This is a genomic window from Pseudomonas syringae group sp. J254-4, from assembly GCF_032586855.1.
GTDB classification, from domain to species: Bacteria; Pseudomonadota; Gammaproteobacteria; order Pseudomonadales; family Pseudomonadaceae; genus Aquipseudomonas; species Aquipseudomonas amygdali.
In genome coordinates this window covers 1-15,185 of record NZ_JAWHOO010000013.1, presented here as the reverse complement: position 1 = coordinate 15,185, position 15,185 = coordinate 1, and the positions used below count along the sequence as shown (strand labels likewise).

11 protein-coding genes, 1 rRNA gene and 2 pseudogenes are annotated in these 15,185 nt (G+C 57.2%); 11 read left to right on the top strand and 3 right to left on the bottom strand.

Going from position 1 to position 15,185, the window contains the following annotated elements; all coding sequences use genetic code 11:
- Positions 1-151 precede the first annotated feature (151 nt).
- Positions 152-484: a hypothetical protein gene (locus RYB09_RS16300; RefSeq protein WP_058400007.1), complete on the bottom strand. Its 333-nt coding sequence runs from the start codon at positions 482-484 to the stop codon at positions 152-154.
- A 152-nt stretch (positions 485-636) separates the two neighbouring features.
- Between RYB09_RS16300 and RYB09_RS16295 the strand changes: the two genes are divergently transcribed.
- From RYB09_RS16295 to RYB09_RS27270, 4 genes and pseudogenes are all read left to right on the top strand, one after another.
- Entirely contained in the window at positions 637-873 is a 237-nt protein-coding gene (locus tag RYB09_RS16295) for an acyl carrier protein (protein WP_058400006.1), read from the top strand.
- A 172-nt stretch (positions 874-1,045) separates the two neighbouring features.
- Positions 1,046-1,846: a mechanosensitive ion channel family protein gene (locus tag RYB09_RS16290; protein WP_044322137.1), complete on the top strand. Its 801-nt coding sequence runs from the start codon at positions 1,046-1,048 to the stop codon at positions 1,844-1,846.
- A gap of 115 nt (positions 1,847-1,961) precedes the next feature.
- A pseudogene (locus RYB09_RS27275) lies at positions 1,962-3,068 on the top strand (FIST signal transduction protein); the annotation flags it as partial.
- Between the two features lie 555 nt (positions 3,069-3,623).
- Positions 3,624-3,980 (top strand): annotated as a pseudogene (locus tag RYB09_RS27270) (methyl-accepting chemotaxis protein); the annotation flags it as partial.
- Positions 3,981-4,043: 63 nt separating this feature from the next.
- Here RYB09_RS27270 and RYB09_RS16280 read toward each other — a convergent pair.
- Positions 4,044-5,525: a YdgA family protein gene (locus RYB09_RS16280; protein WP_316889337.1), complete on the bottom strand. Its 1,482-nt coding sequence runs from the start codon at positions 5,523-5,525 to the stop codon at positions 4,044-4,046.
- 153 nt (positions 5,526-5,678) lie between these two features.
- On the opposite strand from RYB09_RS16280, the gene RYB09_RS16275 reads away from it, so the two are divergent.
- The 7 genes from RYB09_RS16275 to RYB09_RS16245 all read left to right on the top strand — a co-directional run bounded on the left by RYB09_RS16275 (position 5,679) and on the right by RYB09_RS16245 (position 14,972).
- Positions 5,679-6,368, top strand: a complete 690-nt coding sequence (locus RYB09_RS16275) for an HAD-IA family hydrolase (RefSeq protein WP_316889335.1) — start codon at positions 5,679-5,681, stop codon at positions 6,366-6,368.
- Between the two features lie 19 nt (positions 6,369-6,387).
- Complete coding sequence (locus tag RYB09_RS16270; protein ID WP_316889334.1) at positions 6,388-7,395, top strand: aldo/keto reductase; 1,008 nt, start codon at positions 6,388-6,390, stop codon at positions 7,393-7,395.
- 318 nt (positions 7,396-7,713) lie between these two features.
- On the top strand, positions 7,714-8,451 hold the full coding sequence (locus RYB09_RS16265) for a GntR family transcriptional regulator (RefSeq protein WP_005734793.1): 738 nt from the start codon (positions 7,714-7,716) through the stop codon (positions 8,449-8,451).
- 813 nt (positions 8,452-9,264) lie between these two features.
- The gene (locus RYB09_RS16260; RefSeq protein ID WP_005734794.1) at positions 9,265-10,041 is read left to right on the top strand and encodes a DUF3050 domain-containing protein; all 777 of its coding nucleotides are present in this window, start codon (positions 9,265-9,267) and stop codon (positions 10,039-10,041) included.
- Positions 10,042-10,083: 42 nt separating this feature from the next.
- Positions 10,084-11,031, top strand: a complete 948-nt coding sequence (locus tag RYB09_RS16255; RefSeq protein WP_122260071.1) for a diiron oxygenase — start codon at positions 10,084-10,086, stop codon at positions 11,029-11,031.
- Complete coding sequence (locus tag RYB09_RS16250) at positions 11,028-14,462, top strand: non-ribosomal peptide synthetase (protein ID WP_316889331.1); 3,435 nt, start codon at positions 11,028-11,030, stop codon at positions 14,460-14,462. The genes RYB09_RS16255 and RYB09_RS16250 overlap by 4 nt, the downstream gene beginning before the upstream one ends.
- A gap of 33 nt (positions 14,463-14,495) precedes the next feature.
- Complete coding sequence (locus RYB09_RS16245) at positions 14,496-14,972, top strand: SRPBCC family protein (RefSeq protein ID WP_058400000.1); 477 nt, start codon at positions 14,496-14,498, stop codon at positions 14,970-14,972.
- Between the two features lie 113 nt (positions 14,973-15,085).
- On the opposite strand, the gene rrf is transcribed toward RYB09_RS16245, so the two are convergent.
- A 5S ribosomal RNA gene (rrf, locus tag RYB09_RS16240) occupies positions 15,086-15,185 on the bottom strand; the annotation flags it as partial.

Genomic DNA, 15,185 nt, shown 5'->3' with positions numbered 1-15,185 from the left:
CGAGTGTAGCGATTTCGGGAGGGGCTTAATACTGACCGCCTTACCGCTTTTCCCGTTTTAGATTGAAGGGTTGCATGCCTATGCAGTACAAGGGCTGATCGTCAGCTGGAATGGCGTAACAGTAAGAACATCGTAAATAGTCATGCCCTTTTCAACCATGGACAACCCGATATTGGCCCGGCGCTGTCCAGACGACTGTCAAGAAAGGTCCGCTCAGCAGTCCCTTGTCCCTCATGTATTCAAATACCTGCGCAGGGCACCACTCTCGACCGCCAGAAAAGGCGATACCTTCCAGGCGCAATGCATCGAATACTCTTGCCTTGTGCTGCTCGTCCATGACACCCAGCACATGGATACCCGGCTCACCGGCGGCCACAAATCCAAGCCTGAGCAGCGTCTGGTAATGGCTCTGGTCGACCGACTCAAGACGGACCAGGTCGGCGTCAGCGCTGCTCACATACCCCTTGAGTTCTTTAAACGTCACGAGTCACCCTCTTTCGGCGTTTGGCTATTGAGGTTCAAGCCTATGCTGAATTAATCCCGAATACCTGCTATTTCTGACAGTAGACAGCGTTTTTGAGGTGGACTAACGTTCTTTTAAATGGCTGTAAATCTACATGCAAGGAGCGCGTGATCATGAGCGACACTGAAGCAAAAGTGATAGCAATTTTGTCCGAGAAACTTGGCCTATCAGAATCAAGAATAAAACCGACAGACAGGTTAGTCGAAGACTTAAATTCGGACGACTTGGATTCCGCAGAAGCCGTTATGGCTATACAAGACGAGTTTGGGTTCATGATTCTGGACAAAGACTTTCTCGAACTGAAAACTGTACAAGACATCGTTGACTACGTATCAAAAAACAAAAAATAAACTCAACGTACGCTGGTTACTGCCTATCACCGAGTCGGCGACCAGCGCCACTTGAAGGCTCTTTGCCTCCAGTCAAAACTACCAGTAGCCACCGCCCTGCTTTGCCCTTCAATGTACGGCTCCGCCCCGCAGGCCATCTGCCGGGCGAGCCCTGCGGTCGGGAGTTGCGGTGATGGATGCGCTGAATGTCATCAATATCGGCACTGACGGAATCAACTCGTTGTTCAATATCGTTCTGCAGTACGGAACAACTGTCGTTTTGAGGCTGGTGATCGCAGCCTTGTTGTGGATAGTGGGTCGCTGGCTGATCGGCGTGCTGGTGAGGATGGCGCAGCGTTCGCTGACGCGGCAGCGGTTTGATCCGACGGTTCTGCGCTATGTCGGCTCGTTCATCACGGTGACGCTGAATATCATTCTGGTGATCGCCATCTTGAGCTATTGCGGCATCGAGACCACCAGCTTTGCGGCATTGCTGGCGGCCGTGGCGCTGGCGATCGGCATGGCGTGGTCGGGTTTGCTGGCCAATCTGGCGGCAGGTGGTTTCATCATCGTGCTGCGGCCCTTCAAGGTCGGCGATATGATTTCGGCTGCGGGTGTGACCGGGACAGTGGTCGAGATCGGACTGTTCGTCACGTCGATCAACACCTCGGAAAACGTGTTGAATCTGGTGGGCAACAACAAGATCTTCTCTGACACGATCATCAATTTTTCCAGCAATGATTTCCGCAGCGTCGAACTGACCGCAATATTGCCAGGCACTGCCGACGAGCAGGCGATCATTCCGCGCCTCAAGGATCAAATCGCCCGCCTCCCCAATGTACTGAGCAGCCCCGCGGTCGATGTGCATCTGTCCTCTACGACAGCCGATTCCATCACGCTGTCAGTACGGCCCTATTGCCACAATAATCACTATGATTCGGTGCATCGCCAGACGCTTGCCCTGATCAGAGCGTTGATGCTGAACATGTCCTGAGCGGCACGCATAGGCAAAATTCATCGCCCACCGGCTAACCTGAACCCGTCAGCAGCCGATTAAAAGACCTCGGCCTTTTTTACGGCCCCTGCCTTTTACTCTTACGGATTCAACCATGAGCTTTCTATCTCGTTTTCGGGCCGGCACTTCGCGGACCGGAGGCGTACTCAGTGTCATTACGTCCGCGCGGGAATTGAACGACACGCTGTCGGCGTTAAGTTTTGACCCGGTCTACCTGACAGGCTTCGTTTCACCTCACGTCGACTTCGGTCAGGTTGCCCAGTCTGTCGCGGCACGCTTTCCCAACGCCAAGATCAGCCTGTGCACAACATCCGGCGAGCTGTGCTCCAACAATGATTCGCTGTATTGCGCGGCGGGTAATCAGTGGGACCGGATCGTGCTGGCGCTGTTCGACTCAAGCGTTATCCAGAGTGCCGAGGTGGTGCATATTCCCCTGCACAGCGAAGACATTCGCGGCACGGGCAAGCGACTGTCCATGCGTGAGCGCATTGCGCGGCTAACCGACTCGATCAAGCGCACTCAGGTCAGCACGCCTATCGACCACAGGGATACGCTGGCCTACGTCACCTTTGACGGCCTTTCGGCCTCGGAGTCGTTTTTCATGGAAGCGCTCTACGAGTCAGGGCGTTTCCCATGCCTGTTCGTGGGTGGCTCTGCAGGCGGCAAAAGCGACTTCAAAAAGACGCTGATTCACGACGGTAAACGCAGCTACGAGAACCATGCTCAGGTCGTGTTCCTCAAGAGCGCAAAGAATGTGCGCTTTGGCGTCTTCAAGAGCCAGAACTTCGAGCCAACGCCACTGAGCCTGAGTGTCCTGACCGCCTCGCTGGAAGAGCGCTACATCAGCCAGGTGGTCAATTCCAGAGGCGAGATTGCCACGATGGTTGCAGCGCTGTGTGATGCGCTGAAGTGCGAGCGGCATGAGCTGGAAGGCAAGCTGGCGCAGTACTCGTTCGCCATCCGGGTAGGCGAAGAGCTGTTCGTGCGCTCGATTGCGCGCATCGATTATGAAAGCGAGCGGGTTCATCTGTTCTGCGACGTGGCACCCGGCGAAGAACTGGTGATGGTCAAACGGACGTCGATGATCGACACCACGCGCAAGGACTTCACGCGCTTTCTACAGGGCAAGTCCGGCAAGCCGCTGCTCGGTCTGTTGAGCGACTGCATTCTGCGCCGTCTGAACAACGGCAGTGAATTGGGCCGCATGAATGATGTGTTCGGCGAGACGCCAGTGGTGGGCTTCTCGACCTTCGGCGAGATTCTGGGTTTGAACCTCAACCAGACCCTCACCGCAGTGTTCTTTTTCAAGGTGCCGGAAGGTCAGCCGTTCCGCGACGATTACATCGATAACTTCATTGCCTATTACGGCGAATTCAAGGCGTTCTTCCTGCGTCGGCAGATCAAGAAGCTGGCCGGTTTGAGCCATGTGGTGGTCAAGCAGATCGACCAGTTCAAGCAGCGTAACTTTGTGCAAACCATTGACCCGAGTGGTCTGGACGAGCAGATCCGCCCGGTGTTCGGCGGCCTGAGCGATCTGGGCGATGTACTGGTCAAGGCTCATCAGGATCAGGAAGAAATCGCCGATCAGTTGCGCCACTATTCAGGCGAGCTGCATGTTTCGATGGATGAACTGTCCCAGACCATCACGCAGCAGGAAACGGTCATCGACAAGGCGGGTAATACCGTCAAGAGCCTGGTCAGCCAGGCCGACGAGGTAGTGCTTGGCTCTCGGGAGCTGGCCAAGTCCAGCCTGCGCATCCAGTCAGTCGTGCAGATGATTCAGCAGATCGCCGGGCAGACCAATCTGTTGGCGCTGAACGCCGCCATCGAGGCAGCTCGGGCAGGCGAAATGGGCCGTGGCTTTGCAGTGGTCGCCGATGAAGTGCGTCAGTTGGCGCAGAAAACCACGCAAAACGCGAATGACATCGGCACGGATATCGAGCGTCTGGCCGAGGAGATTCGCAAGGTTGCGCAGCATATCGAAGAGCAATCCCTGGAAGTCGGCACGCTCACCAGCCTGCTGTCGGAGCTGGAAGGCTCCAGCGACATGACCGCGGGCACCTCGCAACGTACCCGGCAACTGGCGGATACCCTGCGCGGGTTGACTCGGTAGCAGAGCCTCTGCTGTCAGGACGGTAGATTGCCCGTCCTGACAGCAGGCCGTGTTGCAGGCGGCTTACTGGTTGCCCAGCACGCCGACCTTGCCCATCACGTTGCTCATGAATTGCTGCACGGTCATTTTCTGGCCATTGAAGTCGACCATCTGGTCGGCATAACGCAGGTCGGAAACGATGTTGTCACCATCGACCTTGGCCAGTTGCATCATCTCGGCCATGGCGCTGGCCATGTCGCCAGCGGCCTTGGCCTGCTCGGCGATGACCTTGAGGTCGGTCTGGCCTTCACGAATGGCTTGCTGGGTCGCGAGATCGCGGATCATCGGCTTGGACAGGACAACCCTGGCGTTGACTTCGCCGAGGCTTTTCAAGAGCAGCGAATCGGAAGGCTGATCGAGCGGGCCTGGATCGGCCAGGTCCACCGCGATGCGCATGTGGCTTTCGCCGTTGCTGGTCTTGAGCGAGAGTTTTTCCAGTTCGATATGCGGCTTGGCGATCAGCAGCTTTTTCATCTGGGTGTTCATCAGCTCTTGATCAGCCGCGTTCAGTTCAAGACGGAACGGACGTTTCTCCAGCGCGGCCTGCTGCTGTTGAGGCAGGATTTTATCCTGATACAACTGATACAGCGCCTGAGTGGCCACCACATCGAAGTTGGCTATTTTGAAGCCCATGTGCGCTGAACCAACGTCCTTGCCTGCGTAGGAAATCATGCCGGCATCGTAGTTGATCTGGGCAGCCAGGTTACCGGCATCTTCCTGCGCCAGGTTGGTGTTGGTGAAGTCCTTGATCTGCACCGGCGGCTTGCCCACCACCTGAAAACCCGCACTCTGGATTTTCATGTTGGTGTGGCCCAGATAGAAACCGGACTGGCCTTTGGTGCCGCCCGTGTCAAAGGTCATGCCTTTGACGTCGATGCTGACCGGGCCGTCAGGCGACGCGACGTTGAGCTGCAGGTTTTCCATGTTACCGGCCAGACTGAATTTTTCGGCGTCGGCGGACGACTCTGCATTCAGGTCGAGCCCGGAAAACCTGAACGTACCGTCTACGTCGGTCATTTCCAGCGAGGCCATCTGCAGCGTGCCTTTGGTGGCGCGGTCATAGCCGATGCTGGCCTGCCCCTTGAGCGGTGGAACGTCCTTGCTCATGGCGAACCACTTTTCGGCGCTGGGGCTTTTCTCCATCTGGAAATTGCTCAGGGCCATGACGGGCAGCAGGTTCAGGGTCTTGAGGTGCGACAACGGAATGGGCCCGTGCTCGATCTGGTCGACAAACAGGAACTGGCCGCCCTGGGTGCTATCGGACAGGTTCTGGATGTCCACGCGATAGTGCGCCGTGCTGCTGAAGAAGTGCTTTTCCAGCGAGAGCATTTCCAGTTTGACGCTGGTGTCGGTGCCCTTGAACGACTTCGCGAGTTCCTGGTTGGCCTTGCTGATGGAGTCGGTCAGCGCGCCTTCCAGTTGATTGCCCGTGTACCAGGCACCCGCCGTAACCAGTGCGCCCGCTACGACGATGACGCCAATCGCTATACCTGCTGATTTATTCATAGTGACGTGAAGATATCCGTTCTGATGATGGGAAAGTCGTACCAGGACTGGCAGCACAGTTGAAAACCGCGAAAGATTATCAGAAACACAGGGTAGCCACGGTATTCACGGAAACGTTAGGCTGAAACGAATTTGAGAACGGGATGTGATCACATGAGCGAGCAACACACCGAACGAGGCCCGATCAAGGCCGTCATTTTCGACATGGATGGCCTGTTGCTGGACACCGAGGGGGTTTATACCGAAGTCACCCACTTGATCGCCAGCCGCCACGGGCGCACTTTCGACTGGTCCATCAAACAGCACACTATCGGCCGCGGTGCCCGGGATTTCTCGGATTACGTGATCAAGACGCTTGAACTGCCGATGTCGATCGACGAGTTTCTCGAAACCCGTGAACCGATGCTCGAAGAGCGTTTTCCCAAAGCGCCGGCAATGCCCGGAGCCGAGGCGCTGGTCAGGCATCTGGCAGCGCACAATATTCCCATCGCCGTAGGTACCAGCTCGTCGGTGCATTACTTCCAGGCCAAGACAACTCTGCACCGCGCGTGGTTTGAGCTGTTCGATACCGTCGTGACCGCAGACGACCCGGAAGTCGGCGCTGCCAAACCGGCCCCGGACATCTTTCTGGTCGCCGCCCGCCGCCTTGGCGTCTCGCCGAGTGATTGCCTGGTCTTCGAAGACTCGCCGTTCGGCGTGACGGCCGCCAAGGCTGCGGGCATGTACGCTGTTGCCGTACCGGACTCGCACATGCCGGTCGAGCAATACGAGCATGCAGACCTGCTGCTTGCCTCGCTCGCCGACTTCCCGCTCAAGGCGTGGGGGCTGCCTGAACTCGTCTGAATAACATGGAGAGGTGAGCATGAATTATCGAACCCTCGGCCAGTCTGGCCTCAAGGTTTCCACCCTGACACTCGGCTCGATGATGTTCGGCGAGCAGACCGGTGCCGAAGAGTCCCTGCGCATCATCGACAAGGCCAGGGATCAGGGTATCAATTTCATCGACACGGCGGATGTCTACAACGGTGGGCGCTCGGAAGAAATCGTGGGCCGTGCCATCGCTGCCCAGCGCAGCGACTGGGTACTGGCCACCAAAGTCGCCATCGGGCCAGCCGACGGCCTACCCAATCGCGCCGGTCTGAACCGCAAGCACCTCTTCAATGCCATCGAGAACAGCCTGCGGCGTCTGGACACCGACTATGTGGATATCTACTACCTGCACAAGGAAGATCAGGACACACCACTTGAAGTGACCGTCTCGGCCATTGGTGATCTGATCCGTCAGGGCAAGATCCGCTACTGGGGTGTGTCGAACTTTCGCGGCTGGCGAATCGCTGAAATCGTCAACGTCGCGCAGCGCCTGGGCGTAGACAAGCCGGTCATCAGCCAGCCGCTGTACAACATCGTCAACCGTCAGGCCGAAGTCGAGCAGATCACCGCAGCGGCGTATCACGGCTTGGGTGTGGTGCCCTTCAGCCCGCTCGCACGCGGGGTGCTCAGCGGTAAATACGCCCCGGACATCGCCCCCGACAGTGAAAGCCGGGCCGGGCGTCAGGACAAGCGGCTTCTGGAAACCGAATGGCGCGTGGAGTCGCTGCGTATTGCGCAGCGAATTCAAGAGTACGTGCAGGACAAGGGTGTAGGTATTGTCGAGTTCGCCATTGCCTGGGTGCTCAACAACCACGCCGTGACCTCGGCAATCGTTGGCCCGAGGACCGAGCAGCAGTGGGACGGTTACACCAAGGCACTAACGGTTGATATTACCGCCGAGGATGAGGCATTTATCGATTCGCTGGTAACACCTGGGCATGCATCGACGCCCGGTTTCAATGATGTTCAGCACTTTGTGTCTGGCCGCCTGACTCGCTGAAGCGATTCCGCCTGCGGCCTTATGCCGCGAACGCCACTCTACTGCGCTCTGAAACGCCCGTTTCAGAGCGTTATTTCATAAAAACATAACGTGAAACTCCTGTTACCTACGAATGCCCACTCGGTACACGGAGCGAATGAGCGCTAAGATAGGCGCGTACTCATTCAGGCTCGCAGGGCTGAACCGCAATCCGGCACTTGCAGCAAAACATGATGATGCTTCTATTTTCGCGACTTACTGGCAAGTCTTGGCTAGTCTGTCGGCAATCCAGCGATTAATTGGACTTTATCCAGCCAAGGTTGATGAAGAAGTAGACCGATGCGCAAATCAGATAGAGAAGCCTTTCTAAGCTCCGTACTGGGCAACGAGCAGCCTCCGGCGCACCTTGCCAGAACCGTGATTGAAGAAAAGCTGCGAAATGCCATTATCGATGGCAGTCTTCCCAGTGGCACGGCTCTGCGCCAACAGGAGCTGGCCACGCTGTTTGGCGTCAGCCGCATGCCTGTGCGCGAAGCACTGCGCCAGCTTGAGGCACAGTCGCTGTTGCGGGTCGAAACGCACAAGGGCGCAGTAGTCGCACCGTTGATTACCGAAGACGCAGTGGACGCTTATGCCTTGCGGATCCTTCTGGAGTCCGAGGCGTTGCGCTTGTCCATTCCGTTGCTGGACGCGGACGATCTGGCAGCGGCTGCAGGCTATATCGAGCAGCTTGAAGTCGAGACGGACTTCGGTCAGATCGGCAGGCTCAACCGGATGTTCCACTTGTCGTTGTATGCCAAGACTCACAACAAGCGCCTGATGCGCCTGGTTGAAGAAGGTCTGAACGAGGAAGAGCGCTTCTTGCGTTTCAATCTTTCCGCCATGGGGCTGGGCAAGCTTTCTCAGGATGACCATTGGCATCTGCTGCGGCTCGCCGAACAGAAAGCGGTCGAGCCATGTGTCGAAGCGCTGCAGCACCACCTCAACCGCGGCGTGCAGGCCGTCACCCAGTACCTGAGCAGCAACAAGGCCATCAACGCCAAACCGGCCCGTACAGCAAAGAAAACCCCCGCCTGAATCATTGAGACGGCTAATCCACCAGGCAATGGCATGACGCCTGCAGATTAGCCGCTCGCATTTCCCCCGCGCTTTCCCAACCTGCCTTCAACACCGGTCAGGCCCGACGCCTGGCATGGCGTTTTTATAGCTATTTTCCTGATCTGCCGGGTGGCCCGACACAGGAATCAGGCAAACTCGGGTGAGGCCCAGAGGACTCAACCTGAGGGTGTTCTCTGGCTACGGCTGAACTGTCCACGCAGCACCGGAGCAGTTCTGTGTTCATTTGAACCCAATGAACAAGGAGTTGTTGAACGGGGCAAACCGACATTGGAAGTCATTTCCAACATTGCCCATTAAAAAACCCAGGCACCTGATTATTCAGCATAACGGCAACGCTGAGTGAGGCATTCACTCATTATTGATAATTCTGACTCAATCAGTCGGAAGGGTTGCCTGCGTCCCTATAAAACATATTCCACGTGTTTTATATGGCAACTTACACGCCGCAAAAACAACAACTTAAATATTATTAAAAAAGAATTGCGCACTGCATTAAATTTGTTTTAAGTTTTCTTCGCCGTCAGCGTAATTGACGGCAGCCGGACGCAAAGCCGCAATCCATAAGGGCTACAGACCGGCAAGTTGAAGTTATGGACGCTCTTGAATGGCTATAACCGACGTGCAGTTGCGGCTAATTATCGCCCCTGCCTTCAGGCCTTTGTTCGCCTTGCATTCAGGTCTTTCATCACATTCATCCTGCACGGACGACACGTTAAAACTTCGAATAACTGTACTGCCACCTACCGCTACCATGACCATAGGGACATCACCATGCATTGTGAGAAAACGCTGCTCGACCAAAAGAAAGTTGAACTTAGCCGTCACCCGATCTTTGCCGAAATCACGACGTTGGGCGTATTGCGACGCTTTATGGAAACCCATGTATTCGCCGTCTGGGATTTCATGTCTCTGACCAAACGTCTGCAACAGGAACTGACCTGCACGCAACTGCCGTGGCTGCCCCCGACCGATGCCTGCGCCGCCCGCCTGATCAACGAGATCGTGCTGGGGGAAGAGTCCGACGACCGATTGGATTCAGGTCATTACAGCCACTTCGAGCTGTACCTGGACGCCATGCGCGAGATTGGCGCGAGCACGTTACAGATCGAGCGTTTCATACAGCTGCAGCAGCAGGGTCTGCATTACACAACGGCCCTGCAACGGGTCAACGCAGGCCAGGCCGCATCAGCATTCGTGACGCACACCCTCGACACCGCCCTTCATGCCCCCGCACACAGCGTTGCTGCGGCGTTTCTGCACGGGCGCGAAAGCGTCATCCCACAGATGTTCCAGAGCATCCTCGACGACTGGGGCATCACCGTCGAACAGGCACCCACCTTCCGTTACTACCTGGAGCGCCACATCGAAGTGGACTCCGAGGACCACGGCCCGGCAGCGGAACAGTTGCTGGCCCGTCTGATTGGCGGCGACGCGCAGCGTGAACGAGAGGTGTATCAGGCGGCCATCGCAGCGGTGGAAAGCAGGGTCCGGCTATGGGACACGCTGCGCATGAGCATGCGCGCGCCATTGATGCAGGCCAGTGCGTAACACCCGCTCGCAACACTCTGAAGCCTTTACAAGGAAGACATCATGAAAGCAGAAGACTACACGTCGTTTATCGATGCGTGGGAAGGCCGCGCCACCATTCGTACTCGTCCGCGCAGAATGGTCGAGAACGATGAAAAACTGATCTACCCCCTCAGCCGTCAGCCGCTGGTGCTCAGTGACACGTTTACCCGCGAGTGCGCGCATTTGCGCGACTACGCACTGGTGCAGAGCCTCTATAAGTTCATCAACGATGTGGTGATCTTTGAAACCGAGATCGTCGACAAGACCGCACGCAGTATCGCCAAGGACAACTTCACGATTCGCTTCCCGTTTGCCTGCCGCTATGACGCGATGACGGTGGTGGTCGACGAGGACTATCACGCGCTGGTGGCGATGGACTTCATGCAACAGACCATCGCGCTGACGGGCATCGAGCCGATCCAGCTGCCTGACGAAATCGAACTCAGCCGGGCCATACCCGCCGCGCTGGCTCTGGCTCCGGAGCATCTGCGCAGTGCAGTTGAACTGATCTGCGTGGCTATCGCGGAAAACACCGTTACCAATGACGTGGCGGCGTTCGCCAAGGACGACTCGGTCAAGCAATCGGTCAAGGGACTGATGGCTGATCATCTGCTGGACGAGGGACGTCATTCAGGATTCTGGGCGCGGCTGGTACGAATCTACTGGCACACCGCAGACGAGCAGGATCGGGAATCCATCGCGCGCATCCTGCCGGTGTTTATCGCACAGTATTTGACCAATGACATACAGAACGGCTTCGATTTCACCCTTATCGAACACTTGCAGGTGCCAGATACCATCAAGCATGCGCTCAAGGACGAGACCAGAGCCGTGAGTTTTCCTGTCAACCGCCACCACCCGCTGGTCGCCAATATTGTGCGCTTCTTCAAGAGCAGCTCGATGCTGGACGATCCCTGTGTGCAGCGTGCGCTGGCGGACTATCTGCCGGTTCAGGGGACGCTGCAATGAAGCGCCTGGAGATTGTGCTCATCGGTCACAGCCTGACCCTGAGCGAGCTGAATGCCGAGCTGCTGGACCACGGGCATGGGGTGCGGCATTTGTCTGATCAGCAGGCGCTGGACGCGTTGACGGTGCCTGATGGTTGCGTCCTGATCGAAGACGGCAGTCTGAACCTTCGCGGGGTACGAGGCCACGGTACTCATCTGGGCCTGCGGGTCGGCTTCAGCGCGGCGCTCGCGCACGGTCTGCCTCGCCTGGAGCTGCTCTGCTGGCATGGGCCGGCCAACGCGCGACGCCTGATAGCTCATGAGTGGTTGCCGGCCGAGGAGTCAGGCAACGGCCGGGTACTGCGTGATGCGGCTGTAGCAGGCATGGTGGGGATGGTGGCATTGCAGGTCAGCCGACTGTCCAGGGACGATGATTATTTCAACAGTCTGCCTACTGCAACACCCGCTCAGAGTGACCGGCAGGATGGTTTGCAGGCGATTGATCATTTGCTCTTCGAGCATCGTCTGAATCAGACAGAACAATCCCACCTGCTGAAGCGGGCTGAAACCTCGATCACCGAGCGGCTAGAACAGGCGCTGCTGATGTTTGCCGAACGCCCGGCACTGTCGGTTCGTAATCAGACGCTCAGCTATCGAGAACTGCACGCGCACAGCATCGCCATTCAGCGCCTGTTGCTGCCTTTGCTGGCGTCTGCGAAAGCTGACACGCCTCCGGTGATCGGCATCTGCCTGCCCAAGTCACCCGAGTTGTATGCGGGCATTCTGGCGATTCTGGGCTGCGGTGCGGTTTATCTGCCGCTTGATCCTGGCCAGCCTTTGCAGCGTCAGCAGTACATTCTGGAAAACTCGGGAGCGATGCTGTTGCTTCACGACGGCTCGCACCCTCTGGCCGCTGCGGAGTTTCCGGCACTGGATATCGCTGCGGTGCCTGTGGGGGATGCCGTTTCAGCCGATATGCGCGTTCATGCCGCGCAGAACGCGCCCTGCATGGCGCTGTATACGTCAGGCACCACCGGGCAGCCGAAAGGCGTATTGCTCAGCCAGCACAACCTCAGCCATTTCACTGCCTGGTACGCCGAGTATGTGAGCCTGCGCGAGCAGAGCCGGGTGCTGCAGTTTTCTACGTTGAGCTTTGATTCGTCGATCATCGACATTTTTCCCACCTGGCTCAGTGGCGCCGAACTGGTGGTGCCTGATGAAGACCAGCGGCGCGATCCATTGCAACTGGTCAGCGTGCTGCAACAAGGCATCACTCACGCGTTTCTGCCACCGGCACTGTTGAGCATTCTGCCGCTGGATCAGCCTTTGGGGCTGGAGCATGTCATGACCGGGGGCGACGTCTGTGAGCCGCATGTGATTGCGCAACTCACCAGGCAGTGTCATTTCCACAACCTGTATGGCCCTACCGAAGCCACCGTATTGGTCACGGCCGTTGAGTTCGGGCCGTCCAGCAGCAATCGGCATCTGGGACGACCGATTGCCAACAGCCAGGCTTGGATTCTCGACGAGCAATTGCAACCCGTAGCGGAGCAAACGCCGGGTGAGCTGTATATCGTCGGTCCTGGTGTTTGCCTGGGCTACGTAAACAATCCCCCGCTTACCGCCGAGCGCTATGTGTGGCTGACCAAGCTGGACGGGCAGCAACTGCGGGCCTATCGCACCGGCGATATCGCCAAGTGGACGGCTGATGGCATCGTACTGAGCGGACGCCGCGATAATCAGGTAAAGATTCGCGGCTTTCGGGTCGAGCCGGAAGAGATCGAGCATTGTTTGCGCGACAGCGGGCTGTATCGACAGGTGGCTGTGGTGATCGACGGGCAGCGACGCATTCTGGCGTTTCTCGCTCAACCGTATCGGGAGCATGACGAACAGGCGTTGAGAGCGCATGTGCAACGTCTGCTGCCTGACTACATGCATCCTGCTGTGTACACGACGCTGCCCGGTCTGCCGTTTGCCAGCAACGGCAAGGTCGATCGCAAAGCACTTCTGGAAATACCGCTGAGCTTCAGCGGACAACGTACGGGGCGTCTGCCACAGACCGAGCAGGAGCAAGCGCTGCTGGCGTTATGGGCCGAGCTGCTGGAACTGCCGTCAGAAGATATCTCTACGGACGAAAGCTTTTTCAATCTGGGCGGTCATTCGATTCTGCTGTCACGCCTGTTGCTGGGGGTTCGTGAGCGGTTTGGGCGCAGCATTCCGATCAACCGTTTTATCGAAGCACCTACCGTCCTGACACTGGCCAGCCTGATCGACAGCGATGGTGCTTCGGCTTACACCATCAGTGCGCAGGCTCTATTGGATGCCGACGCGAATACCCCGCTGACGACTTTGCCCATCAGCCAGCTGGGTGATGTTCATAAAGTGATTGTTACCGGTGCCAACGGTTTTCTCGGTGTGCATATCGTTGAAGCGCTGTTGAACTGGGGGGCGACAGAGATCGCCTGCCTGGTTCGTGAAACTGCGGGGCAAAGCGCACAACAGCGTTTCGAGCATTCACTGCGGGAAAACCGTCTGGATCATCTGGACCTGAGTCGCGTGAAGGTCTACGCCGCTGACGTGACCAGGCCCAGGCTGGGTCTCACTGAAGCGGTATATGAACGACTGGATAGCGAGTTCGGTGCGCTGGTGCATAACGCTGCCAATGTGAACCATGTGCAGGACTATGAAACCCTCGTCAAAGACAATGTTGCGCCGGTCTTTGAATGCCTGAAGCTGTGTGAGGGGCGCAGCAAAAAGATCTTCAACTTCGTCTCGACCCTTTCCGCCTGCAGTGCAGTCGATGCAGCCGGTAACGTGCTTGAACAGCCCGCTGCCGCTACCCCGCCGATCTACATCAAGAACGGTTACAACCTGTCCAAATGGGTAGCTGAGCGTGTTCTGCAGCGCGCGCGAGAGCAAGGTGCCTGGGTGAACATCTATCGGCCCGGCAACATCGCGTTCAACAGCGTCACCGGCGTGTGCCAGCCGCAAAAAAACCGCCTGATGCTGATGCTCAAAGGCTCGCTGCAACTGGGTCAGGTTCCGGCGTTCGCCATCAACTTCGACCTGATGCCGGTGGACTTCCTGGCACGCTTCATCGGCTTCCATGCCAGTCGTTATCAACCGGAACACGCCGTGTTCAACCTGCATAACCCCGAGCCCTTGAGCTGGAATAACTATGTGGACGCCTTCCGCGGGGCAGGCCGTCAGTTCGAGCTGGTCAGCGTCGAGCAATGGCAGGCCCAACTCGGCCGTGTTGACAGCCAGAACGCTTTGTTTGGTGTGCTGGGTTTCTATCTCGACGGGTTTGAAGAAGACATCGGCGACATCTCGATGATCGAGTACCGCAACACCCTCAGCGGCATTCACCGTATGGGCGAGCAATACCCGCAGAAAACCCCTGTGCTGTTGCGCAAGGGCTGCGATTACCTGAAAGAAATCGGCTTCATCTGAATTGATACCCCACTGACGTAAATGGAGAAAGACATGAGTACACTTCACAGTAATCTGAAGCCCGACACCCTTATCCAGAATCCGGTGTCGTGCCGAGTGGCTTCAGCCGTGGAAGTACCCGGTAACGCAGCCAGCGTATGGGCTGTGGTGGGGAATTTTGGCGGTTTCCAAGCCTTCATACCCGCGCTGGACAGCATTGAAGTCACCGGGGAAGGGCCTGGCTCGGTTCGAAGGAAATTGTTCAAGGACGGTAACGTGGCCATCGAACAACTGAACTCCCGGGATGATCAGGCGCTGTACATGACCTGGTCACTGATCCACACCAGCTTACCGGTGAGTAACCTATGGGCGGCAATGACTGTTGAAGCTACCGGGGAAGGTGCGTGTGTGGCCCGTTGGACGATTGTTGCCGACCCTGTTCAGGGAGGTCCTGAAGGGGATGCATTTGAGGCGTTTCTTCAGGGGTTTGCTGACGGCGCGATGAGTAACGTACGCAGCCTTTTTGGCTGATTCACGCACCATCACTGAAGCCCGCTCAGCGCGAAAGCCTGCGCGGGCTTTTTTCGGGCTCCATAACGACAAAACCCCTCATCGCAAGAGCGATGAGGGGTTTCGGAATTCAATCTTGACGATGACCTACTCTCACATGGGGAAACCCCCCACTACCAGCTGCGATACATAGTTTCACTACTGAGGTCGGGATGGGATCAGGTGGTTCGAATG

Excerpts from the sequence above, each read along its gene's own strand:
- RYB09_RS16295 (WP_058400006.1), top strand. The coding sequence starts at position 637 with ATGAGCGACACTGAAGCAAAAGTGATAGCAATTTTGTCCGAGAAACTT.
- RYB09_RS16290 (WP_044322137.1), top strand. The coding sequence starts at position 1,046 with ATGGATGCGCTGAATGTCATCAATATCGGCACTGACGGAATCAACTCG.
- RYB09_RS16280 (WP_316889337.1), bottom strand. The coding sequence starts at position 5,525 with ATGAATAAATCAGCAGGTATAGCGATTGGCGTCATCGTCGTAGCGGGC.
- RYB09_RS16275 (WP_316889335.1), top strand. The coding sequence starts at position 5,679 with ATGAGCGAGCAACACACCGAACGAGGCCCGATCAAGGCCGTCATTTTC.
- RYB09_RS16270 (WP_316889334.1), top strand. The coding sequence starts at position 6,388 with ATGAATTATCGAACCCTCGGCCAGTCTGGCCTCAAGGTTTCCACCCTG.
- RYB09_RS16265 (WP_005734793.1), top strand. The coding sequence starts at position 7,714 with ATGCGCAAATCAGATAGAGAAGCCTTTCTAAGCTCCGTACTGGGCAAC.
- RYB09_RS16260 (WP_005734794.1), top strand. The coding sequence starts at position 9,265 with ATGCATTGTGAGAAAACGCTGCTCGACCAAAAGAAAGTTGAACTTAGC.
- RYB09_RS16255 (WP_122260071.1), top strand. The coding sequence starts at position 10,084 with ATGAAAGCAGAAGACTACACGTCGTTTATCGATGCGTGGGAAGGCCGC.
- RYB09_RS16250 (WP_316889331.1), top strand. The coding sequence starts at position 11,028 with ATGAAGCGCCTGGAGATTGTGCTCATCGGTCACAGCCTGACCCTGAGC.
- RYB09_RS16245 (WP_058400000.1), top strand. The coding sequence starts at position 14,496 with ATGAGTACACTTCACAGTAATCTGAAGCCCGACACCCTTATCCAGAAT.